The 22,778-nt window shown below is 45.2% G+C and carries 20 protein-coding genes, 1 tRNA gene and 1 other RNA gene; 4 read left to right on the forward strand and 18 right to left on the reverse strand.

The window, feature by feature from the left end; all coding sequences use genetic code 11:
- Positions 1–4: 4 nt before the first annotated feature.
- Complete coding sequence (locus VIM91_RS03595) at positions 5–556, reverse strand: DJ-1 family glyoxalase III (RefSeq protein ID WP_331863456.1); 552 nt, start codon at positions 554–556, stop codon at positions 5–7.
- Complete coding sequence (locus tag VIM91_RS03600) at positions 556–1,872, reverse strand: S41 family peptidase (RefSeq protein WP_331863482.1); 1,317 nt, start codon at positions 1,870–1,872, stop codon at positions 556–558. The genes VIM91_RS03595 and VIM91_RS03600 overlap by 1 nt, the downstream gene beginning before the upstream one ends.
- 154 nt (positions 1,873–2,026) lie before the next feature.
- Here VIM91_RS03600 and VIM91_RS03605 point away from each other — a divergent pair, with 154 nt between their 5' ends.
- Positions 2,027–2,338 carry an ArsR/SmtB family transcription factor gene (locus VIM91_RS03605; protein WP_029933812.1) on the forward strand — a complete coding sequence of 104 codons (312 nt, stop codon included), beginning with the start codon at positions 2,027–2,029 and terminating at the stop codon, positions 2,336–2,338.
- A gap of 53 nt (positions 2,339–2,391) precedes the next feature.
- Here VIM91_RS03605 and VIM91_RS03610 read toward each other — a convergent pair whose 3' ends face one another.
- From VIM91_RS03610 to VIM91_RS03620, 3 genes are all read right to left on the reverse strand, one after another.
- Complete coding sequence (locus tag VIM91_RS03610) at positions 2,392–3,228, reverse strand: putative metalloprotease CJM1_0395 family protein (RefSeq protein WP_331863457.1); 837 nt, start codon at positions 3,226–3,228, stop codon at positions 2,392–2,394.
- A 69-nt stretch (positions 3,229–3,297) separates the two neighbouring features.
- A complete protein-coding gene (locus VIM91_RS03615; RefSeq protein ID WP_331863458.1) occupies positions 3,298–4,557 on the reverse strand; it encodes a diguanylate cyclase in 1,260 nt (419 codons plus the stop codon).
- Positions 4,558–4,593: 36 nt separating this feature from the next.
- A complete protein-coding gene (locus tag VIM91_RS03620; protein ID WP_331863459.1) occupies positions 4,594–6,618 on the reverse strand; it encodes a methyl-accepting chemotaxis protein in 2,025 nt (674 codons plus the stop codon).
- A 128-nt stretch (positions 6,619–6,746) separates the two neighbouring features.
- On the opposite strand from VIM91_RS03620, the gene VIM91_RS03625 reads away from it, so the two are divergent.
- Positions 6,747–6,822, forward strand: a tRNA-Arg gene (locus VIM91_RS03625).
- Between the two features lie 12 nt (positions 6,823–6,834).
- Here the strand turns inward: VIM91_RS03625 and murG are convergent.
- From murG to rsmI, 13 genes are all read right to left on the reverse strand, one after another.
- A complete protein-coding gene (gene murG, locus VIM91_RS03630) occupies positions 6,835–7,914 on the reverse strand; it encodes an undecaprenyldiphospho-muramoylpentapeptide beta-N-acetylglucosaminyltransferase (RefSeq protein WP_331863460.1) in 1,080 nt (359 codons plus the stop codon).
- On the reverse strand, positions 7,898–9,058 hold the full coding sequence (ftsW, locus tag VIM91_RS03635) for a putative lipid II flippase FtsW (RefSeq protein ID WP_331863461.1): 1,161 nt from the start codon (positions 9,056–9,058) through the stop codon (positions 7,898–7,900). Before ftsW ends, murG begins: the two co-directional genes overlap by 17 nt.
- Positions 9,055–10,392, reverse strand: coding sequence for a UDP-N-acetylmuramoyl-L-alanine--D-glutamate ligase (gene murD / locus VIM91_RS03640; protein ID WP_331863462.1), 1,338 nt, complete (start codon positions 10,390–10,392; stop codon positions 9,055–9,057). Before murD ends, ftsW begins: the two co-directional genes overlap by 4 nt.
- Before the next feature lie 5 nt (positions 10,393–10,397).
- On the reverse strand, positions 10,398–11,480 hold the full coding sequence (gene mraY / locus VIM91_RS03645; protein ID WP_331863463.1) for a phospho-N-acetylmuramoyl-pentapeptide-transferase: 1,083 nt from the start codon (positions 11,478–11,480) through the stop codon (positions 10,398–10,400).
- Positions 11,464–12,879 carry a UDP-N-acetylmuramoyl-tripeptide--D-alanyl-D-alanine ligase gene (locus VIM91_RS03650; protein WP_331863464.1) on the reverse strand — a complete coding sequence of 472 codons (1,416 nt, stop codon included), beginning with the start codon at positions 12,877–12,879 and terminating at the stop codon, positions 11,464–11,466. Before VIM91_RS03650 ends, mraY begins: the two co-directional genes overlap by 17 nt.
- Positions 12,867–14,309: a UDP-N-acetylmuramoyl-L-alanyl-D-glutamate--2,6-diaminopimelate ligase gene (locus VIM91_RS03655; RefSeq protein ID WP_331863465.1), complete on the reverse strand. Its 1,443-nt coding sequence runs from the start codon at positions 14,307–14,309 to the stop codon at positions 12,867–12,869. The genes VIM91_RS03650 and VIM91_RS03655 overlap by 13 nt, the downstream gene beginning before the upstream one ends.
- Positions 14,310–15,968, reverse strand: coding sequence for a penicillin-binding protein 2 (locus tag VIM91_RS03660; protein ID WP_331863466.1), 1,659 nt, complete (start codon positions 15,966–15,968; stop codon positions 14,310–14,312).
- A complete protein-coding gene (gene ftsL / locus VIM91_RS03665; protein WP_331863467.1) occupies positions 15,969–16,286 on the reverse strand; it encodes a cell division protein FtsL in 318 nt (105 codons plus the stop codon).
- A 31-nt stretch (positions 16,287–16,317) separates the two neighbouring features.
- On the reverse strand, positions 16,318–17,523 hold the full coding sequence (ftsZ, locus tag VIM91_RS03670; RefSeq protein WP_331863468.1) for a cell division protein FtsZ: 1,206 nt from the start codon (positions 17,521–17,523) through the stop codon (positions 16,318–16,320).
- Between the two features lie 60 nt (positions 17,524–17,583).
- Entirely contained in the window at positions 17,584–18,516 is a 933-nt protein-coding gene (gene rsmH / locus VIM91_RS03675) for a 16S rRNA (cytosine(1402)-N(4))-methyltransferase RsmH (protein ID WP_331863483.1), read from the reverse strand.
- Positions 18,517–18,518: 2 nt separating this feature from the next.
- Complete coding sequence (gene mraZ, locus VIM91_RS03680) at positions 18,519–18,977, reverse strand: division/cell wall cluster transcriptional repressor MraZ (RefSeq protein ID WP_331863469.1); 459 nt, start codon at positions 18,975–18,977, stop codon at positions 18,519–18,521.
- A 337-nt stretch (positions 18,978–19,314) separates the two neighbouring features.
- Positions 19,315–19,699: RNase P RNA component class A (gene rnpB / locus VIM91_RS03685), an RNA gene on the reverse strand.
- An 81-nt stretch (positions 19,700–19,780) separates the two neighbouring features.
- The gene (gene rsmI / locus VIM91_RS03690) at positions 19,781–20,638 is read right to left on the reverse strand and encodes a 16S rRNA (cytidine(1402)-2'-O)-methyltransferase (protein WP_331863470.1); all 858 of its coding nucleotides are present in this window, start codon (positions 20,636–20,638) and stop codon (positions 19,781–19,783) included.
- Between the two features lie 98 nt (positions 20,639–20,736).
- Between rsmI and VIM91_RS03695 the strand changes: the two genes are divergently transcribed.
- Both VIM91_RS03695 and VIM91_RS03700 read left to right on the forward strand, forming a co-directional pair.
- A complete protein-coding gene (locus VIM91_RS03695; RefSeq protein WP_331863471.1) occupies positions 20,737–22,368 on the forward strand; it encodes a penicillin-binding protein activator in 1,632 nt (543 codons plus the stop codon).
- A gap of 2 nt (positions 22,369–22,370) precedes the next feature.
- On the forward strand, positions 22,371–22,724 hold the full coding sequence (locus VIM91_RS03700) for a YraN family protein (RefSeq protein ID WP_331863472.1): 354 nt from the start codon (positions 22,371–22,373) through the stop codon (positions 22,722–22,724).
- Positions 22,725–22,778: the final 54 nt, after the last annotated feature.

Genomic DNA, 22,778 nt, shown 5'->3' on the forward strand with positions numbered 1-22,778 from the left:
AAAGTTAACGCGCTAAGCTGGCTTCGACCTTGGTTCGGATCTCTGTACCTTTTAAGCGTTCAATCAAATGCAAAGCAAAATCCATTACGGTACCGGGCCCTCGAGAGGTGACAATCGAGCCCGAATCCACCACCGCTTGATTCACATACACCATACCATTAGCCGGATTTTTATCCAAAACACCTGGAAAACTAGTGGCGTGCAATCCATCTAGTAACCCAGCCGCCTTTAACACTTTCGGTGCCGCGCAGATCGCTGCACTAATACCACCGACCGCGACCGTTCGCTGCAACAATTCAAGCAAACCTTGATCCGCCGCTAAATGATCTGATCCCGGTTGTCCTCCAGGCAAAACCACCATATCGAAAGACTGGTTTAAAACCTCTGATAAACTCATTTGGGCCTGTAAGACAACGCCTCGTGAGCATTGAATCAGATGCTGATCGTCTAAACTGGCCGTCACAACCTCTATACCAGCACGCACTAACAGATCGATTATGGTGACAGCTTCTAACTCTTCACACCCCTGTGCTAACGGCACCAATACTTTATGCATTATTTACTCGTTGTCTTGCTGATAAACATCATGCCCTTCAACAAGTTCAACGCCTCATGTAATTCATAATCATCCGACAATAAACTGACACTTTCGTCTTCTTCTAAAACTTCTTCTCCCACCACTTTACTACCGTTACTCAAGTGCCCTTCTAAACTGGCTTCGTTTACACGTCCGATCTTACTGGCTTCAATTCGTTCGACTTTGACCATATCAATTTCAATATCTGGTTTGATACCATCGGCTTGGATTGAGCGGCCAGACGGGGTGTAATACAAAGCCGTAGTTAACTTAATCGCGGCACCATTGTTAAGAGGTAACAGAGTTTGCACGGAACCTTTACCAAAGGTTTTGCGACCAACAATTAAAGCGCGCCCATGATCTTGCATCGCACCAGCCACAATTTCTGATGCCGATGCCGAGCCTTCGTTAACTAAGATAACAATCGGCATACCACGCAGTAGATCACCCTTTTTGGCTTCAAAACGCATTTTAGAATTCTGGATTCGACCTTCTGTATAAACAATCAAACCTTCATCTAAAAATACATCTGACACATCCACCGATGCGTTTAAAACACCACCTGGATTGTTACGCAAATCAAGCACCAAACCGGCTAAATTAGCTTCATTTTCCTTTTCCAGCTCTTGAATAGCAGCCGCAAGATCTCGACCTGTTCTTACTTGGAATTGGCTAATGCGAACATAGCCAATGTCTTTTGCCAATAAACGTTGGCGTACGCTTTTAACTTTAACCACCGCACGCGTAAGCTCTTTCTCAAATGGTTCACGCTCGCCTTCACGCATAATGGTCAACACTATTTTACTGCCCGGCTCACCACGCATTAACTCAACAGCATCCGTTAAGCTCATGCCTTTAACGGGTTTATCGTCCAATTTAATAATCAAATCACCAGCTTTGATACCGGCACGTTGCGCAGGCGTATCATCAATCGGCGCAATCACTTTTACGAAGCCATCTTCTAACCCCACTTCCATGCCCAAACCACCAAATTCACCACGGGTTTGTTCTTCTACTTTTTCAAAATGCTCAGCTGGTAGATAAGCAGAATGAGGATCTAATTCCGATAACATGCCACTAATGGCATTTTCGAGTAATTTTTCGTCTTCAATCTCTTCAACATAACTGGAGGAAATACGATCAAACACCTCAACAAATGCGCGCAACTCCTCAATGGGCAGAGAAACCACCTGTGATTCGGCTTGTTTTTCAGCCATGACGTTACTACCGAATACCAGCATTGCGCCAAGTAGGGTACCGGTTAACACCCAAAGGGTTTTCTTCATATAGGTTATTTTATTCACCAAACACTCCAGATTCTCTGTGGCTTTATATAAATGACTAATCGCAATTTTATTACATTATAAGTTAAGTTTAGATGACATGAGACCTCGTTTTCAATTAGAATTTAATTAACAACTTAATCCAACTAATAAGGCCTATTGCACAATGAGCGATCTCAACCTCTTTGAAATGAAAGAAGACAATATCTTGAAAGCATCAAAAGCTCTAAAAGCCATGGGGCATCCATTGCGTTTAAAAATACTCTGCGTGATTGGGGATGGTGAGATGCCAGTTATGGATATTGTGGCAAAAGTAGGCACAACTCAAAGTAACGTTTCGCAACATATTGATATCTTGCGAGAGAAAGGCATTGTAAGTTCTCGCCGTGAAGGCAGTAAGATTTTGTGTAAGGTGGCTGACAAAGAAATCATTAATTTGTTAGGTGCAATGCAAGATACGTTTTGTCCCGCGCTTTAAGAGGCCATACTTAAACTGTCACTCTTTCAATCGGTAAACTATAAAACTTGGTATTAGGCACTCTGTGCTAACCAGTCTACCGGTTGAACCTGTACACGCATTCTGATTTCAAATTCATTTCGATCTGGGTTCAAATTGCTTGACTCAGCTTGACGAATATTACCTGTTTCGTCTGAATTAGGTGTTTGTCGGCTCTGTATATTAGTCGGTGTTGCTGAATTGTTATTGGGCGAGGTGCTGGAGTCACTTTCGCTGCCGACCTCATCCGTCTCCGATTGCATACTTTCAGCTTGTTTTAATTGTATCTCAGCTTGCGCTTGCATCATCATTTGTGATGCTTGAGCCGCCACTTTCATGTCCTGACCCGATGGCTCGGCAGGCGCCAAAGCCGCACGCTGCACAACCCGTGCTTTCTGTAGTGTGGCTTCTGGATCACCGGCTACTGGCGAAGTATCGATACCAACCGAACCACCTACCGCATAACGCTGACCATCCGGCCCAGTTTGATAACTGTATTTAATCCCACCAGTAGCATATTGACCTGCTGCCGATAAGTGTGCTTGTTCGTGGGTACGAACTTCTTGATCACGAGCGCGTAATTGAGATAAAACTTGCTGTACGGCTTGCTCTTGTTGGCGCTGCTCTAATGAGTCATCTGTGGGCTGGGTTTGTTGGGCAGCTTGGCTGGTTTGAGCCGTCTCTTGTACACGAGGATTACTAAATTCAGAACCACCAGGCCTGGTGGTTTGTGTTGTTTTATTAGATGGACTGGCTTCGCTAGCCGCTTGAGTTGGAATAACGATAGGTTTGGAAGGCTGAGACGGCAAAACACCTTGGGAAGCTCCCATCCAACCTGGACTTGAATATAATGATTGTCCGACGCTATTCATACTTAAAACCCACCAATGAAAACGTTACTTGAATACAAGTTTAGCACAAGCGAAATTATTGAGAAAGAACTAAGCAGTTTGTAAACGTTCAAACTTATGGCAGATTTGATTGCGCCCATGACCTTTCGCTTCATAAAGTTTTTGGTCGGCTTGAGCAATCAACTGATCAAAACTGGGGGCATTAAAAGCAACACCAATACTGCAACTAAAACCCACCCCAACATGTCTGGAAGACTCTAATTCTATGGCTTTTCTAAAGTTTTCAGCCCTCATCAACACATCATAACTATTATCTACCGCGCCCAATACAATAAACTCTTCACCTCCAAAACGCGCGACTACGTTATCAGAGAAGTGTTGTTTAAGTAGGTTCGCAACAAATACAATTGCTTCATCGCCTTTCGGGTGACCATAACGATCATTGATGCGTTTGAAAAAATCAATATCCACCAACAAAGCAAATACATTGCTCGCCGATGCACGCCACTTTGGGTAGAGGTTTTCGCCAACATCTAGACAATAACGACGATTATATAAACCGCTTAAAGCATCCGTTTGTGAGATACGTTTGATATCTTGATAGGCTTGTTGTTGCTCAATATTCTGACTGATACGTGTGTAAAATTCTTCAATACTGAAAGGCTCAACTATATAATCGGTCGCGCCATACTTCATATACTTGAGTGCGATATTTATGTCTGAATTGTTTTCAATACAGGCGAGAATCGGCAGTTCGTAGAAGGCAAACCTTGCCCGGGTTTCAGATAAAGCCTGCAATCCAATATTTTGTTGATTGCTCTGCCCCATAACTAATAAGTTAGGTCGGGTTATGCTTAACTCAGTCTTCAAGGCTTTATACTGATCAAAAACTCGAACTTTGAATCGTTGAATGGCTAGTAAGCCACTGAGTTTTCGCGTCATTTTGTCCGAAAGGTTGACCAACCAGATTTCACGTTGATCATTCGTCAAAAGCAAATTGAGTATACGTAATACATACTCAATCGCGCCAGCGCCTTCCTTGAGTACATAGTCCGCTACACGCTCTTGAAAAATGCGTTTGCGAAGCGCTTCATCATAGCTCGCCGTTAATACGACGGTTGTGACGCCCTGCTGTTTGAGTAAGCCAACCGATTCACCATTCGGTGCATCTGGTAAATTTAAATCCGTCAATGCAACGCTTATTTGATCCTTTAAGTCGTTTAAAATCTGTTGGGTTTGCGCTAAATTATGAGCCACTAAAACATCCACCGAAAACTGTGCTTCAATCCGTGATTTAAGCAACATTGCCATGGCTTTCTGATCTTCAATGACTAAAACTTTTTTACGCACAATCCCTACTTTAAAGATTAAAGGATGATTCGGTTATTAAATTTTAAATTGATGAACCAACTTCTCTAGTCGATCCGCCAAAGCTTGCATTTGATGGCCAGCTTTTTCGGTGTTTAAGGCTTCACGCGCAGTGGACTCGCTGACTTCATGAATTTGACTGATGTGTTGATTTACTTCATGTGCCAAACTCGACTGAGATTCGGCGGCATTAAACATCTGCTCACTCATTTTACTGATATCGTCCATTAAAACCACCACGGGCGCTAACTCTTGCTGGGCACGCTGAATGGCTTCACAACTGGTTTGAGAACTTTCCTCTCCAGCCGATACAACTTTCACGGTTTGTTTAGTGGCACCACGAATTTTTTCAATAATGCGTTCAATCTCCAAAGTCGACTCTTGAGTACGTTGCGCTAAACCGCGCACCTCATCCGCCACAACCGCAAATCCGCGCCCATGTTCGCCAGCTCGCGCCGCCTCTATAGCTGCATTTAAGGCTAATAAGTTAGTCTGTTCGGCAATATCTCGAATGACACTCACTACCTGACCAATTGACTTGGAATCTTGGTTAAGCTGATTAACCGCCGTGGTCATTTCTTGCATGCCATCCGATAAGGATTGGATGGCTTGGTTAGCGCCAGAAACCACTTGACTGCCTTGCTTAACCCGCGATGCCGCCTGCTCAGTCGCTCGAGAAGCGTTACGCGAATGATCTTCAACTGTTTTTGCTTTTGTTGTCATTTCGCTAACCGAAGCCGTCAATTCGGCCGTCGCTTTTAACTGTTGATCCGATCCTTTTTTGGTAGATTGGGTAACACCAAGTAATTCACTGGATGAACGCTCAAGCTCTTCAACCGTAAAGGTGAGCTCTTGTAACATTTGCTGGATACGTTCAACGAAGATATTGAAATAACTCGATAACTGAGCCAACTCATCTCGACCACGCACTGGCAAGCGGCGAGTTAAGTCGCCTTCACCTTGAGCCATGTCTTTCATAGCTAAGGTCGCATTATTAACTGGACTCACAACCGAATGCGTAACACGCTTAGAAATGATCATCCCCATTAGCTGACCAAAAATAGAGAGTGCAAGCAATAACAAAATATTGTTTAAGCTGCTGCTGACAACCTGATCACTCATATCGACCATTTCATTGACGGCCGAATCCGAGACTTGTGCTAAGTCATGCTCCAAGGATTCAAATAAGGGTTTAATTTCATTGTCCATCATCCAAGTATCCATGCGCCATTTTTCGCCTTCGTGAATGGTTTTCAATGTCATATAATTTTGACGATAGGTGGCAAATGCGTCCATGATGGTGGGCAAGGCATCCTCTTCCTCAATAGTTAATTCAATCGCCGTTTGTTGCCCGATTCGTTCAATCAACTGCTCAGATACATTCAAATACATTTCGGTATTATCCGCCATATCAGATGAACGAAACGCGACATAACCTCTCACACTACTTAATACATTTAACCAGTTGTTCTGCAGGGCCAACAAATCTTCTAATAAAACGCGGCGTTCTGCAGCTAACTCATTGAGCTCTGACGCCACCATGGTCGAAATCGAAAACTGGATCGTATTAGCCAAACCGGCCAAGTTATCACTCACATATTTAAAGGCTGGATACTGTTCGTTGCGGTTTTGCTGTAGATGTTTGATTGCTTCGATATAGGCGGGTAATTTCGCCATATTTAAACGTACTTGCTTTAGATGTTCACGACTAACTTGATAACCTTCTCCAGCTAAGCGCTCTTCTAGTTGTGCCAAAATATCTGCCGATTCGGCATAGCTTTGTTGGTAACCATTCAGCGTTCCTTCATCACCGGTAAGCATATAAACGCTCAAGGCATTCATGCTCTTTTCGAGATTAATGATCAACTGGTTTGAGGCTAAGGCCACTGGCTGTTTATTTTCGACTACGTCTTTAACATTAATACGCACCACCGAAAGGTTAAAAGCGGCCTGAATCGTAATAATCGCTAAAACTAACCAAATCACGCCGAAACCAAAGCGCATTTTTTGTTTTATTGTCAGCTTCTGTAAAAACTTGCCCATGATCGGTATCCCAAAAATTTGAATAAGTATGTATTGTTTCTAAAGCAAAAATAGTACCAAACTCAATCTCACAAGCAGGATGGATTTTGGCATAAACTTGAAAACCTGCTAAAATGCGGCCTCGCACACCGCTTATAGTTTAACAGGATAAAACGGCTGCCTCCTAAGCGGCAACTCCAGGTTCGAGTCCTGGTGAGCGGACCAATTCTTATCTATCTAAACTTGTTTATGCAAAGCCAACACTCGCTCAACCAGCGCACTGGCTGAGCCAAGATTGGCATGCTCGTGCAATCTTTTAGACGCCTGAACAGCCAGCTCTGATTGCAACCAATGCTGAATCTTTTCGGCTAAATAAGCCGGGGTTAAGTTAGCTTGCTGAATCACACAACCCGCTTCCAGCGCTTGAATCACCTGAGCGTTCGCCGTTTGATGATCGTCCACCGCATAAGGAAAAGGTACCAAGATCGCGGGACGCGCACTCGCCATTAACTCGGCAACGGTTAATGCACCCGAACGAGCCACCACCAAACTAGCTTGTTGATAAGCTAAAGCCATATCTTCAATAAATGCTTCAACCTGGGCACGGACTCCAGCTTGCTCATAAGCTTGACGCGTTGAATCGACACTGTTTTTGCCCGTTTGATGAAGCACCAATGGTCGTTGAGATTCAGGCATCAAAGCTAAGGCCGCAGGTAAAGCTTGATTTAATGCTTGTGCACCACGGCTACCACCAATCACTAGTATTTTAGCGGGCTGACTTGATTCAAGTGGTGCCACAGCTTCAATACTTGCTCTCACCGGGTTACCAATCACCTCTAATTTGTTTGAGGACAAGTTTTGCGGTTCAAACCCACAAAACATGCGTTTGGCAAACGGTAACAGTAACTTATTGGTTAAGCCGGCTATGGCATTTTGCTCATGCAGATACAAATCAATACCTAATGAACGCGCCGCTAACCCACCAGGACCGCAGACGAAACCGCCCATACCAATCACCAGGCCTGGTGCTTGCTTTTTTAATATTCTGCGTGCTTGAATAAACGCTCGCCAAATATTAATAGGAGCCATTAACCAACCTTTTAAGCCATTGCCTCGCAGTCCTTTAATGCTAATCGCCGAAAAAGGTAACCCAGCTTGTTCAACCCAGTGAGCTTCTAATCCACCTTGTGTACCTAACCAGTGAGTACTGATGCCCTTTTGAGCAAAGGCTTCGGCTAAAGCAATACCCGGAAACACATGACCACCCGTGCCTCCCGCCATAATCACAATGCGTGTTAATTCATGATTCTTGCGCATGTGTGGCTCCTAGTTTTCCTGATCTTCTTTGTTCGTAATCGACTCTAAATACCAAGGCCATAGCAATGCACAACATCATCATGCTACTGCCGCCATAACTCATAAACGGCAAAGTTAACCCCTTGGTTGGTAACAAGCCCAAATTCACACCTAAATTAATCATCACCTGCAAAGCAACCCAAGTGGCGATACCATAAACCAGCAAGGCCGAAAACTGTTGCTCAGGCTTCCAAGCACGGCGCGCGACACAAAACATACGATAAATAAAGAAACCATACAAAACCAACAAACCTAGCACGCCGATAAAGCCGAATTCCTCAGCAAATATGGAGAATAAAAAGTCAGTATGCGCATCGGGTAAATACAAAAGTTTTTGCACACTGGCGCCCAACCCGGAACCAAACCAGCCCCCCGATCCAGAGGCAATCAAAGCTTGGGTTAATTGATAACCCGCACCATAAGGATCTTGCCAAGGATCCAAAAAACTCACCACCCTTGCCATTCGATAAGGTGAATACACGACCAATAAGCTTAGCAACACCACAACTGGCATAATGGTTAACACGAAATAACGCCAAGGCGCGCCAGAAATTAATAACATCGCTGTCACCACCGCAGCAATCAATAAGGTGGAACCATAATCTGGCTGAAACAGTAATAAAAGAGCCATTAATCCAAATGGTAAGGACAAACGCATGATGACGTTAAAATCCTCTTTTACGGCATTTAAATGGCGTTGTAGATAACCCGCCACAAACACAATCGCAGCCAACTTAACAAACTCAGCTGGCTGAAAATTCATCACCAGCAAAGGCAACCAGCGTTTAGAACCACTGATTTCTCGACCAAAAATCAGCACCGAAACCAGCAGCAGCAAACCAAACAAAAACAATTTTCCGCGGTGGGTTTGCCAAAACCGGATGGGAATTTTGAACACCAATAACGCGCCGACCAAACCAATTCCGAGTGCAATAAATTGGCGAATAAAATAATGCGTGGATTGATCAAAACGCTGTTCACTGATGGCTAAGGAGCTGGATAAGACCATCGTTAACCCCAAAAAGATTAACCAGATTAGTGAGCCTAATAACCAATAATCCAGTGTCCACTGATCTTGTTTGAGAGAGGCAAACCAAGCCTTCATAAACCCAAGGCCTTTTTAACCTCTACAGCGAATTGCTCGCCGCGATCTTGATAGTTTTTGAATTGATCAAAGCTCGCACAAGCCGGAGACAATAAAACGATATCGCCCGGCTTCGCTAGCTTTTTAGCTTGATGAACGGCTTGCTCTAGATTTTCAACCAGATAGCAATCCGTACTGTTGGCAAGCGTCTGATGCATAATATTTGCATCGCGCCCAAACAATACTAAAGCGCGAGCATAAGTCTGCAAGGCCGGTTTTAAGTCTGAAAAGTCTGCGCCTTTACCTACCCCACCCGCTAAAAGAATGATGCGTCCATCAGGTAAAACCTGCTGTCCTAAACTCTGTAATGCGCTCAAGCTCGCGCCGACGTTGGTGCCTTTAGAATCATCAATCCATTGAACCCCGTCATGTTCCAGCACCAATTGTGTCCGATGTGCCAACCCCTTGAAATTTGCCAGCACCTGTTTAAACACCTGCACAGAAACATCAAAAGGTTCACACAAGGCCATGGCGGCCAAAGCATTCAACTGATGATGCGGCGCCTTTAATGCTATTTCATTTACATTTAACCAGGCCTGGTCACCACGGCCCAACCAGGCCTGGTTATGGTCTGCTAATACACCATATTCGTTATCCGCTTGGGGTAGTTCTAACCCAAAATAGATTTTTTTTAACTGTTTTGTTAGCCACAAACTGGACTCGTAACCTTTCGGCACGACTGCCAATTCGGTATCCGAGTAGACATTTGTTTTAGCTTGAATATAGTCATCCAAACCAGCATAACGATCCATATGATCTTCGCTAATATTTAAGACGGTAGAGGCAGCACTATGAAGAGAATAGGTGGTTTCAAGTTGAAAACTCGACAACTCCAACACATAAACATCACACTCACAATCGTCGAGCAGTACGTCTAATGCTGGGCGACCAATATTGCCGCCTACGCCGACTCTATAGCCAGCGGCACTTAAAAACTCCCCCACCAGCGTTGTGACTGTGCTTTTTCCGTTCGAACCCGTAATTGCCACCACGGGTTGACTAACCGCGCGCGCAAATAATTCAATATCGCCTACGACCTCAACCCCACGTTCTTGCAAAGCCAGCACCCAGGCTTCACGTCGACATATTCCAGGGCTTAAAACCACTCGTGTAATCCACTTATGCCAAGCTTTAGGAAGTTCACCCGTAGCAAACAATACCTTAGGATAGGTTGTTTGCAGTTGACTAATATCAAAATCAGACCGCGTATCAAATGCCAGCATCGACTCACCCGATGCCTGCAAATAACGCATCACAGATTGTCCTGTTTGCCCCAATCCAGCTACTAAATTCACGTTAACTACCTAAGTTTTAAACTGGCTAAACCAATCAAGACGAGCACGATGGTTATAATCCAAAAACGCACAATAATTTGCGATTCCGGCCAGTTTTTTTGTTCAAAATGGTGATGTAATGGCGCCATTAAAAACACGCGTTTGCCGCGCATTTTATACGAACCAACCTGCAGAATAACGGACAGGGTTTCAATAACGAAAATGCCACCCATAATAAATAAAACAATTTCTTGTCGCACCGCAACCGCGGTGGCACCCAATGCTGCGCCAATGGCTAACGAACCCACATCCCCCATAAATACTTGAGCCGGATGCGCATTGAACCATAAAAAGCCTAACCCCGCGCCAACTAAAGCAGCCATTAAAATCGTCAGTTCACCCACCCCTGGAATGTAAGGGATATCTAGATAACTTGCAAACACCACATGGCCCGACATATAAGCAAACACGGCCAATGCCGCGGCCACCATAACCGTCGGCATAATCGCCAAACCGTCTAAACCATCGGTTAAATTCACCGCGTTCGAGCTACCCACAATAACGAGATAACTCAACACCACTACCCAAGCACCTAAATAAATATAAGTGTCTTTCATATAGGGAATTAATAGCTGGGTTTCAGCCGGTACCGTGCCCATCGCGTAAAAACTGTAGGCCGCGCCCAAACCAATAATGGTTTGCCATAAAAACTTAGTTCGAGAACGCATACCATTTGGATCACGATAAACGACTTTTTTATAATCATCTATAAAACCGATTACGCCGAAACCAAGCATGGTTAAGGTCACGATTAATAGGTACTGATTAGTTAAGTCGCCCCATAATATAATTGCCAAACTCACCGAAAACAAAATCAGGGTGCCCCCCATAGTTGGCGTACCTGCTTTAATTAAATGCGTTTGAGGGCCGTCTTGGCGAATACTTTGGCCGACTTTTAAGCGTGTTAACCAACGTATCATCGCCGGTCCAATCAGAAATGAAATAACCAATGCGGTGAGGACACTCATTATGGCTCGAACCGTAATGTAGTTAAACACGGTTAAGCCGGTAAAATACTGGCTCAAATATTGACTAAGATAAACGAGCATATTGATTCCTCTCTAAAATACTTTGCACCACACGCTCCATTTGCGCGCTCCGCGACCCTTTCACTAAAATATCAATCGGCTGCTGGCTATCAATCAGCAACTGAATTTGATCACTGATCTCAGCGTGCGTCATAGGTTGAAGCTGATCCGCATTAAACGCCGCTAAGGTGGCTCGGGTATCTTTGCCATAAGCAAATACATAATCCACCCCTTTCTGGCGCGCATAAATCCCAATTTGAGCATGTGCAAATTTGGTTTCCTCGCCGAGCTCGGCCATGGCCCCCAAACACAACACGGTTTTACCAGGCCTCGCCGCCAAAGTGTCTATCGCCGCCTTAACCGAGCTCGGGTTGGCGTTATAACTGTCATCAATTAATAAGCCTTGTGGCGATTGATACGTCTGTAGACGCCCGGCGACGCCTTGAAAACTTTCCAAACCAGGCTGTATTTGTTGCCAACTTAAACCAATCGCTAAACAAGCGGCACAGGCCGCAGCCGCATTCATGGCATTATGCAACCCCATAATCGACATGGAAACACGGTGTAATTCATTATTCACGACCAACTCAAAGGTGATGCCTTTTTGAGTTGTTTGCCCACCCACCACGCGAATATCCGCCTGTTCGGAACGTCCGAATGTTAGGACTTTTTTAGTTGCTAACTTTTCACGCCATTGCTCAAAACCGGGTGAGTCGGTATTAATAATGCCAACACCTTGATCGCTTAAACCGTTAAAAATTTCACCCTTGGTATCTATCACACCTTGCAAACTACCAAAGCCTTCCAAATGCGCTTCGGCTGCCAAAGTAATCAGCGCAACATCTGGTTGCGCTAAACGGGTTAAATAATCAATTTCGCCAACATGATTCGCGCCCATTTCTATCACCGCATAACGATGCTCTGCGCCAATTTGCAACAGGGTTCTAGGCACACCAAAATCGTTATTTAAATTACCTGGTGTCGCCCAGGTCGGGGCTTGCATTTGCAGTATATGCGCCAGTAAAGTTTTAACTGTAGTTTTGCCATTACTACCGGTTACCGCAATCAAACTTGCTAAGTTTTGTGCTTGACGATGACCTCGCGCCATTCGCCCTAAGGCAAGCCGTGTATCCTCAACCACAAGGCTCGGAACAGGATAATCGCTGGCTTCACTAACCAATAAAGCAACCGCGCCCTGCTCAATCGCTTGCGCAATAAAAGCATGACCATCGAAACGTTCACCTTTAATCGCTACATAACAATCACCAGGCCTGGTGCTTCTTGAATCCGTCGAAATTCCTTGGCAAACACATTGATTGGCCTTGCCTGCGACATCGATTAAACGAGCTTGAGTCCATTCGGCCAAGGTAGCTAAAGACCAGGCCTGGTGGTTTGGGTGTTCGGTGATTATGGACGCCACTGTTGAATTACCTTTTGATCACTAAAAGGGTATTTAACCCCGTTGATTTCTTGCGTTTGTTCATGGCCTTTACCGGCAACTAAAATCAAATCGCCTGCCTTAGCCTGGTTGAGCACCCATTCGATGGCAGCTTGTCTGGATTCGATTTGCTTCACCGGCTGATTCAGACCCCGCTGGATATCGGCCAGAATGGCCTGCGGGTCCTCACTGCGTGGGTTATCACTTGTCAAAACAACTTGATCTGCAAGACGTTCAGCGATTTCTCCCATCAGCGGACGTTTGCCCTTATCCCGATTGCCGCCACAGCCAAAAACCAGCCATAACTGACCCGCTTTAAGATGCGCCCGAACCCCCAGTAAAACTTGTTCTAAGGCATCCGGTGTATGCGCATAATCAACCAACGCCGTAATGGATTTTTGTTGCACAGGGATGGGTTGCATTCTACCCGTAACTGGTTTCAAGTTGGGCAAATCCATAACAATATTTTTTAATTCAAAACCCAGTGCCACTAAGCAACCAACTGCACACATTAGGTTTTCAGCATTAAACGCGCCCATCAAACTGGTCTTGCACGGAAGGGTTTGATTTTGGTAAATCAAACCACCTTGCAGACCCTGCGGCGTCAACTCGAGTGATTCACAGGCAAGATCAGCATTGGCACTTTTCAGGCTATAAGACAAACTATTGGGCTCCGCCAGTAAACTGCGTCCTATTTCATCATCCAGATTCAAAACCCGCTTTTGTGTAACATATTCACGGAACAAACGTTTTTTGGTGTTTTGATAGTCGGCGACATCTAAATGAAAATCTAAATGGTCTCTTGTCACTTGGGTGAGCGCGACACAGGCGAACGCGACACCTGTTATGCGGCCTAAGGCCAAACCATGTGACGACACTTCCATCACGGCATAATCAAGCCCATCTTTGACAAACCTGGCTAACCAGCCCTGCACAACTAAGATATCTGGCGTGGTATTAGCCGTTTCGCTTAAATGACCAAACTCGCCATTCCCTAATGTGCCAATTAAGCCGACACGCTTTGACTGACTCACTAATAACTGCGCCAAGTAGTGCGTAGTCGAGGTTTTGCCATTCGTACCGGTTACCCCGATTACCTGAATATGATGACTCGGATAGTCATAAAACCAATTCGCCAATTCTGCTAGTCGACTGGACAAGTTAGGAACCACTAAAACAGGCAGTTCAGAGTGGGTGATTGCTCGATCACTTAACACACAGGTGGCACCCTGTTCTTTAGCCTGATACCAATAGTCGCCGCCATGTTTTTGGCTGCCACTTAAAGCCACGAATCCCCATTGTTTTTGAAGCAAATGCGTGTGATTCGATAAACCGAGTAAAAGAAAGTCAGCCACCAGGCCTGGTGGCAATTCAATATCAAAAAATTGAGCAATCTGAGCTAGGCTTTTCATCTACAAAGCGCCATCTGGATCAACATTTCGCAAGCGCAACGCATGGCGCATCACTTCTTGAAATATAGGTGCCGCCACACTCCCCCCTCCATATACACCGCGACTGGGTTTATCCACCATAACCGCCACTACCATATCTGGCCTGGAAGCTGGCACCAACCCCACAAACATGGCTGAATATTCGTTTTGCTGATATTGCCCCGCTTTGGTTTTATGTACCGTGCCGGTTTTACCGGCCACACGATAACCTTCGATACGGGCCTCTGTGCCGGTACCACCTTTGTGTGTCACCGTTTCTAACATGGCTAAAACCTGTTTCGCTGCTTGCGCTCCGACCACCTGTTTGGAATCAGGCACCTGATCCAACTTTAATAACGACAAGGGTAATAACCGCCCCTCGTTAGCAAATACCGTATAAGCATGAGCCAACTGCATTAGATTAATATTAAAGCCATAACCAAACGAACTCGATACCTGATCAACCTGCATCCACTCTGTATGGTGACGCAAATACCCCATCGACTCACCCGGCAAAAACAAACCTAAATCCTGAGCAAAACCCAATTGTCTAAACAACGCCCACTGTTGTTCAGGCTCTAAGCGACGCGCAATATTGGCAATACCCACATTGCTTGATTTCTGAAGGATTTGACCCGTGGTTAAACGGCCATAGTTAACCGCATCACTAATCATATGACCCTGCACATTCATGTAGCCTGGCGAAGTATTAATAACTTCATCCTGTTTAACCAAGCCAAGCTCTAATGCCTTAGCCAACACCAAAGGTTTAATGGTTGATCCAGGCTCAATCAAACTGGCAATCGCACGATTACGTATTGCCTCACCTTTAATTTGCGCCCGATTATTTGGGTTAAAACCGGGTTCGTTTACCAACGCCAGTACTTCACCGGTTTTTGCATCCAAAACCACCATAGAGGCCGCTTCCGCCTGATGCTTGACTCGCGCTTCTTTTAAGGCGCGCTGCGCAAAGTACTGAATATCTTTATCAATACTCAGCGTCAAATCCTTACCCGGCTCGGCGACTTCAATATTTTTTACAAACTCAACTACACGCCCTTCTAAATCTTTAATGATCTGCTGACGTCCAGGTTTACCCGTTAACCAACCATCGTAGATATATTCAATGCCATCCTGCCCCTTATCGTCAATATCGGTATAACCGACTAAGTGAGCCGTGGTATCTGCACTGGGGTAATAACGTTTATATTCAGCCTTCGCATATACGCCAGGCAACCCCAAGCTTTCAATTTGATTGGCTGTTTCAGGCAGAATAGAACGTTTAATAAATAAAAAACGACGGCTGGCATTTGAGCTGATACGTTGCTGTAAATCCATTTCAGATAAGCCCAATTCACGAGCCAACTTACTGATCGCTTCCGGGTATTGATTAAAGACTTTGGGGTCAACCCAAATTGAGGCTAAAGGGGTACTGAGTGCTAACACGGCACCATGCCGATCTAAAATATGTCCACGTGGCGCAGGCACATCTAAAGTACGCACTTGGCGTTTATTACCTTCGGTTTCTAAAAAATCCGACCAGATCACCTGAACATAAAAGGCGCGCCCGGCCAAAATCAAAAAACCTAAAACCAATAAACCGAATACAATCTGGTGTCGTTGAAAATGCCAAGGCCACATTTATTTGGGCTCCGAAGACGGCAAAACAATGACTTGCTCAGGTTGAGCTAACGTCATGCCTAACACTTCTCTGGCATTGCGTTCAACCCGTGACGATGAACCCAAATGGTATTTTTCTAATGTCAAACGCCCCCATTCCTCATCCAAAGCAGCCTTGAGTTGCATCTGTTCATAATAGCGGGTTTCCATGTGACGAACTTGATGCTGAACCAGCACAATCAACACCAAACTAATCGCCAACAAACTCGACAATACAAACGCAAAAAGCCCAACCAAATTGGATTTAACAATTTGGACGGGCTTAAAGGAACGAGGCATACTTAGCCTAACCATAGGTTAAACACCTGTTTTAGTCTGCTTGACGACGTAAAAAGGCCGGAATATCTAAATAATTGCTATTCGACTCAACATGCTGCACACCTGCATTCACCACCATTTTCGGACGAACAACCTCAGTCTCTGGAGCTGGCTGCATTGCGGCCGGTTTTTCAACTGCTTGCTCTGTCACTTCTTCGCGTTCGGCTTCTTGACGTGTGGCTTGCACCGCTTGCAAGTTTGGTTTTACCATTTCAGGTTTTTTCGCCAAGTGGCTACCGACCAAACCCGTCGCCACCACCGTTACACGAATTTCGTCTTCTAGCGATTCATCAATTGAAGTACCCACGATGACACGTGCATCTTTATCAGCAAAGCCGTTCACTACTTCACCAATAACGTTGTATTCGCCAATACTGAAGTCCATGCCGCCAGTAATGTTGACCAAAATACCACGCGCACCTGATACCGCGATATCGTCCAACAATGGATTGGCAATCGCTTTTTCGGTTGCTTTGCGGGCACGGTCTTCACCACTCGCTGAACCAACGCCCATCATACCAAGGCCTCGCTCGGACATAACGGTACGTAAATCCTCGAAGTCGACGTTAATCAGGCCTGGTCGTGTCACCATTTCTGAAATACCTTGCACCGCGCCATATAAAATTTCGTTGGCATGATCAAACGCTTGGCTAAACTTAAAATCCTTGCCTAATACTTCCACCAATTTATCATTTGGCACGGTAATCAATGAATCAACGTGATTTGATAATTCTTCGATACCGGCTTCAGCCGCTGCAGTACGGCGTTCAAAACTGAATGGCTTGCTGACCACACCGACTGTAAGAATGCCCATTTCACGTGCAACTTTTGCCACAACTGGCGCCGCACCGGTACCTGTACCACCACCCATGCCAGCAGTAATAAACAACATATCCGCATCGCGAATATGATCTTTGATTTCCTCAATGTCTTCTTCTGCTGCTTCGCGTCCACGATCTGGGTTAGCCCCTGCGCCTAATCCGTTACGACCAATTTGGATTCTGACCGGCACGTTCGAATGCGCTAAGGCTTGTGCATCGGTATTCGCACAAATAAAATCTACGCCCTCAACCTTCGAGCGCACCATAAAATCGACGGCATTACTGCCGCCGCCCCCCAAACCAATGACCTTGATCACTGGCATTCCAGGTTGGCGAGATACTTTCGCTTCTTTAAGATCAAATTTCATGGTACTCATGGCTCGTTCCTCTAGTCAGCAAGACAAAAAATATTAAGTTATTAGTTTAAGTTTTTTAATTTATAAATGTTCTGCAACACGGAGCACCGCACTGCGTGATCGTGGGTTTTCTGCACATTCCCGATCACTCGGAAAGACAGGTTTGGCCACTACCTTTAAAACGGGTTCGCTCCCGGCCACCAACACTGGCAAGCCTGGAAACAGATCTTTTACGCGCGACTGATCGCGCATAAAGTGTTTCACTATTCGATCTTCCAATGAGTGGAAACTAATCACACTCAAACGACCTTGTGGTGCTAACACTATCAAACTGGCTTCCAGCACCGTCTTTAAAACTTCCAGCTCTCGGTTAATATGAATCCGAATAGCCTGAAAACTTCGGGTCGCTGGATGTTTATGTTTTTCTTTATTCGGCGCGACTCGTCCAATCATTTCAGCCAAATCTCGCGTGGTATTAATTAAACCTTGGCGAGCATCGTGACTTAAAGCGCGTGCAATCTTAAAAGCAAAGCGTTCTTCACCGTAATTTTTTAACACGGCGGCCAATTCAGCAGGTTCGACTTCTTGCAACCACTCTTTGGCACTTTGACCTTGTTCTGGATTCATTCGCATATCCAATGGCCCTTCACGCATAAAACTAAACCCGCGCTCGGCTTCGTCCAATTGAGGAGATGACACGCCTAAATCTAACAACAGACCATCTATCTTTCCGGTCAAGCCACGCGCTTCACAAATCTGTTCTAAATTGGCAAAACTCGCATGTACAATCTCAAAACGCTCGTCTTTAATAGCTTGCTTTGCAAAGCTAACCGCATCTGGGTCTTGGTCGATCGCAATCAAACGACCTTTTTCACCCAACTGCTTTAAAATTTCTCGGCTATGTCCACCGCGTCCAAACGTGCCATCTATATAAGTGCCATTTGGCTGAATATTTAAACCGGCGATCGACTCTGCTAATAAAACCGAGTAATGTGCGGATACTTGGTTTTCCATCATCATAAACTTAAGGTCGATAATGAGCCGGTAACATCCAAGGTTTGAACCTGTTCCAGCATCTCCGGACGATCTGCGTCCCAAGCTTCCTGACCCCAAAGTTCGAACTTATTACCCTGCCCCAATAAAATCGCTTGTTTTTGCAGCCCGGCGTGATCACGTAGCAAACCCGGCAGTAAAATTCGGCCTTGCGAATCCATTTCCACTTCAGTGGCATGACCTAGCAACAAACGCTGCACTAAACGAGCCTGCGGATCAACGTTAGGCATCGCCATTAATTTACGTTCAATCACTTCCCATTCATCTTGGGTATAAATCAACAAACAAGGGCTGTGTAAATCAATGGTGGCAATTAAGTGATTATCGCTGGCATCAGAAATAGACTCACGGTAACGCTTAGGAATCGAGAAGCGCCCCTTGTCGTCTAAATTTACTGCGTTAATGCCGCGAAAAAATAACACCGTTGATCTCCACTTAATTCCACCATTCCCCACATGTCACCACTATATTGCTGTTACAAACCACTGTCAAGCAGTTTGCCACCACAAAATTAGAAAAATATCATTGCAGGACAATAACTTAGGCGAGACACCTCATATCAAGCCGCAGCCCAATACAAAATAGAATTTTGATTATTTTCAAAAAGATAGAAAGGAATGTTAAGTATAAATATTAACAATGGATAGTAACGTATTAATATAAATTGAGATTGTTTTGACCTATCACTGCAATTTTCACTCCACCACATATAGTGAAAGTAAAAAAAAAACCACAACATGATGTGGTTTTATAGAAATTAAACTAAGTGGGTCTGTAAGCCGGGTTCTGTTTCTACTACGCATAACGTAGAAGCTAGCAATCATTCATCTGGGAGATACATCACTGTATTCCTCAAGCAACCTACCCGAAAACAAGTGCGAGCCACACTCTGCCCGAAAGCGTGTTTTCCTATTTGGTCTTGCACCGGATGGGGTTTACCTAGCCACAAACTGTTACCAGTTGCGCGGTGAGCTCTTACCTCGCCGTTTCAGCCTTACCTGTGCGCCGAAGCGCCATCGGCGGTCTATTCTCTGTTGCACTTTCCGTCGGCTCACACCGCCCAGCCGTTAACTGGCATCCTGCTCTATGGTGCCCGGACTTTCCTCCGAATGCCGAAACATTCCGCGATTGCCCAACCCACTCGGGCGCAAACAATATAGTAATTGCCCTCTCTTGTCTAGCGATTAATCGAGCTTGCCGCCAGCTATAATAGACTTTGAATAACTTAAAGGTTCGCCTCCTTCATGGCTTGCACCCTAGGATAAACGGCATTTTTTTTGACCTGATAATACTCCGCGACAATCTCAGCTATTTGCTTAACCGGCAAAGACTGCGCCAGTAAAATGCCAATCAAACCATCCCATTCACTCGCTTCAGCGGCTTGCTGCTCCGGCGCACCGGAAACCACTAGAACAAACTCTCCACGAACTTTATCGGGATGATGACAGAAATAGTCCAATACCTCTGAAATACGACCAGATACAAACTCCTCAAACTGTTTGGTCATTTCGCGCCCGGCCATCATCGCTCGATCCGAACCCAAGACCTCAGCCAAGGCGGCTAAACTTTCAAGTATGCGATGCGGGGACTCATAGAACACCATCGTGCGGGTTTCCAGTGCCAAAGCCTGCAATTGGTTTAAACGTTTTTGTGATTTAGCTGGCAAAAAACCTTCAAAACTAAAGCGATCTGTCGGCAAGCCCGCCACACTTAATGCACTAATCATGGCAGAGGCTCCAGGTATCGGACGCACCATTAAGTCATGCTCACGCAATAGTTTTACCAAGTGATACCCCGGATCGCTAATTAAAGGCGTACCCGCATCAGAAATTAATGCGCCGGATTCACCCGCTTGTAAGCGCAGTAATAAATCCTCTGAGCGCATTTTTTCATTATGATCATGCAAACTAATCAACTTGGTCTGCACACCCAAATGCTGTAACAGCTTTTGGGAATGACGTGTATCTTCGGCTGCCACCCAATCAACCTGACCCAAAACGTCAATCGCACGTTGCGAAATATCGCTCAAATTTCCAATTGGAGTGGCGACGATGTAAAGCGTCCCTTTTTCAATAGTTTGCATATATAATTAACTCACTTTCATTCTCATTTTTGTGCAGCGCTGGCTATTGTAACCAGATTGACGTTGCTGACGAAATTAAACAAAGATAAGCGCCCGCCATGTTAATAAACAATCTGTTAAAAAACATTCTGCTCATCAGTCTAGTCTTAGGTCTCATCAGTTGCAGCACCCCACAAAAACCCATACCTGATCGAGGTGTCGTGCCATTTGAGGCGCCCACTTTAAAACTTGATTCTCGCCTTGAACGACTGCAACAAGCTCGGTTAGAAACGGCAAGCAAAGCAGAATGGGTTAGCTATATTCAATACACAGAAGCTCTGTGGGAGCAGAGCTCTGACGAACAGCGGGCTCTCATTGAGCAGGACGCCTGGATTACCTTACAAGCGGTTGATCTTGAAACCCAGCAACTCTTGATCGAAAACGGCGCACCGGCCGTGAGCGCTTGGGGCTGGCTGCTTAGCAGCCGTCAACAACAAGGCTTAAACTTCAAACGTTCAATGGAAGACTTACAAAAAGTCATGCCTGAAATATCCTTTAGTCAACACTTAATCCCTGAGTTATTAACCCACTTTGAAGAACTTAGAAATACGCCGCGCACTATTGGCGTCATGCTTCCTTTTAACGAACGTCTAAGCGCCGTGAGTGAACAAATTCGAGCTGGGATATTAAAGGCGTATTGGCAGTCGGACCAAACCGATAAGCTGATATTTTTTAATACCAAAGATCCAGCCGACATTGTCAAACAATACACCAGCGCGAAACAAGCGGGAGCCGATATTATTATTGGCCCCCTCACACCCGAGGCCATTCAGACTTTAGCTGACAATGACGCCACCGATTTGATTGCTTTAAACGACATAGATCAAACCGCGCCTTTTGTGCAATTCAGTTATCGTAACCAATATGAAACTCAGCAGCTCATTTACCACCTTGAACTGGAGCGTTATCGCCACATTGCGTTACTTACGAGCGATAACGATACCGACACAAAAATGAGCCACCAATTGCAATCGAGCTGGTCGGCAAGCCATGAATTTCCACTCACGGTGCAGAGTTACCCACAGCAAAACCCAAACCTACGAGCCGAGATGAGCAAGGTTTTAAATTCCGATGCCAGCCAATCGCGCGCCGGTCATTTAAGCCGCACCATCAACCAACCCATTGAGTTTTTCCCTCGTACACGCAAAGACTTGGAAGCCATGATTTTGATGGGAGATGAAAAACAAATCGCCATATTACGCCCACAACTCGATTATTACCTACTCGACCTTCCGATTTATGGCACGTCAATGCTCACACCTGACCAGCTGAGTCATGCCAAACCTAATCGGGATTTAAAGAACATTCGTTTCCCTAGTTTTCCGGCCGCTCTAGACCCCTCACCCCTTGAAAATGGATTGGAAGCTTTTGGCTGGGATAGCTTTTTAGTTGCGACACATAAAGACTTGCTTGCACCCGGTTTAATGGTTCACGGCGCCATGGGGCAACACAGCATCACCGCCACCAACAAAGTTTTTACCAAGCTGACCTGGAGTCGTTTTTTAAACAATGGACAACTGGTGCCACTTTATCCCGAAAAATTTACTCCACCTTATTTTGGTCAACTTGAAAGCGACTACGAAAACAACTTAAGTCCAGATGAAATGGATAAAATTCGCCAGGACCTTCTAAACGAAATAACCCAACCGCGTTTTGACGAACTGCCTGAACGTCCAAGCTTTACTTTTTAAATATGAGTAAGCAACTCGGACAAGAATATGAACAACGCGCCGAGACGTTTTTACAAAAACAAGGAATCAAAATCATCGCGCGTAACTTTTATTGCAAAGGTGGCGAGCTCGACTTGGTTGGTTTGGATCAGGCATGTTTAGTCTTTATTGAAGTCAAATACCGCCAGAACCCAAGATTTGGCCATCCAACTGAATTTGTCAGTGCGCAAAAACAGCAGAGACTCTATCACTGCGCACAAAACTTTCTACTCAAACATCCCAAGTTTCAATCCTTAACTATGCGATTTGATGTACTCAGCTTTCTTAGTAGCCAACCCCAGCCTGACTGGACAAAAAATGCTTTCGGCGGCTGGTAGTTCAGCCTAAATCTCGATTTAATCCCATAGTTAAAAGCAAACACCTTGTTTAAA

This window comes from Thiomicrospira sp., from assembly GCF_036568485.1.
Taxonomy (GTDB): Bacteria; Pseudomonadota; Gammaproteobacteria; order Thiomicrospirales; family Thiomicrospiraceae; genus Thiomicrospira.

Coding starts and splice junctions, on each gene's coding strand:
- VIM91_RS03595 (WP_331863456.1), bottom strand. CDS start 556: ATGCATAAAGTATTGGTGCCGTTAGCACAGGGGTGTGAAGAGTTAGAA.
- VIM91_RS03605 (WP_029933812.1), top strand. CDS start 2,027: ATGAGCGATCTCAACCTCTTTGAAATGAAAGAAGACAATATCTTGAAA.
- VIM91_RS03610 (WP_331863457.1), bottom strand. CDS start 3,228: ATGAATAGCGTCGGACAATCATTATATTCAAGTCCAGGTTGGATGGGA.
- VIM91_RS03620 (WP_331863459.1), bottom strand. CDS start 6,618: ATGGGCAAGTTTTTACAGAAGCTGACAATAAAACAAAAAATGCGCTTT.
- murG (WP_331863460.1), bottom strand. CDS start 7,914: ATGCGCAAGAATCATGAATTAACACGCATTGTGATTATGGCGGGAGGC.
- ftsW (WP_331863461.1), bottom strand. CDS start 9,058: ATGAAGGCTTGGTTTGCCTCTCTCAAACAAGATCAGTGGACACTGGAT.
- mraY (WP_331863463.1), bottom strand. CDS start 11,480: ATGCTCGTTTATCTTAGTCAATATTTGAGCCAGTATTTTACCGGCTTA.
- VIM91_RS03655 (WP_331863465.1), bottom strand. CDS start 14,309: ATGAAAAGCCTAGCTCAGATTGCTCAATTTTTTGATATTGAATTGCCA.
- VIM91_RS03660 (WP_331863466.1), bottom strand. CDS start 15,968: ATGTGGCCTTGGCATTTTCAACGACACCAGATTGTATTCGGTTTATTG.
- ftsL (WP_331863467.1), bottom strand. CDS start 16,286: ATGCCTCGTTCCTTTAAGCCCGTCCAAATTGTTAAATCCAATTTGGTT.
- ftsZ (WP_331863468.1), bottom strand. CDS start 17,523: ATGAGTACCATGAAATTTGATCTTAAAGAAGCGAAAGTATCTCGCCAA.
- rsmH (WP_331863483.1), bottom strand. CDS start 18,516: ATGGAAAACCAAGTATCCGCACATTACTCGGTTTTATTAGCAGAGTCG.
- rsmI (WP_331863470.1), bottom strand. CDS start 20,638: ATGCAAACTATTGAAAAAGGGACGCTTTACATCGTCGCCACTCCAATT.
- VIM91_RS03695 (WP_331863471.1), top strand. CDS start 20,737: ATGTTAATAAACAATCTGTTAAAAAACATTCTGCTCATCAGTCTAGTC.
- VIM91_RS03700 (WP_331863472.1), top strand. CDS start 22,371: ATGAGTAAGCAACTCGGACAAGAATATGAACAACGCGCCGAGACGTTT.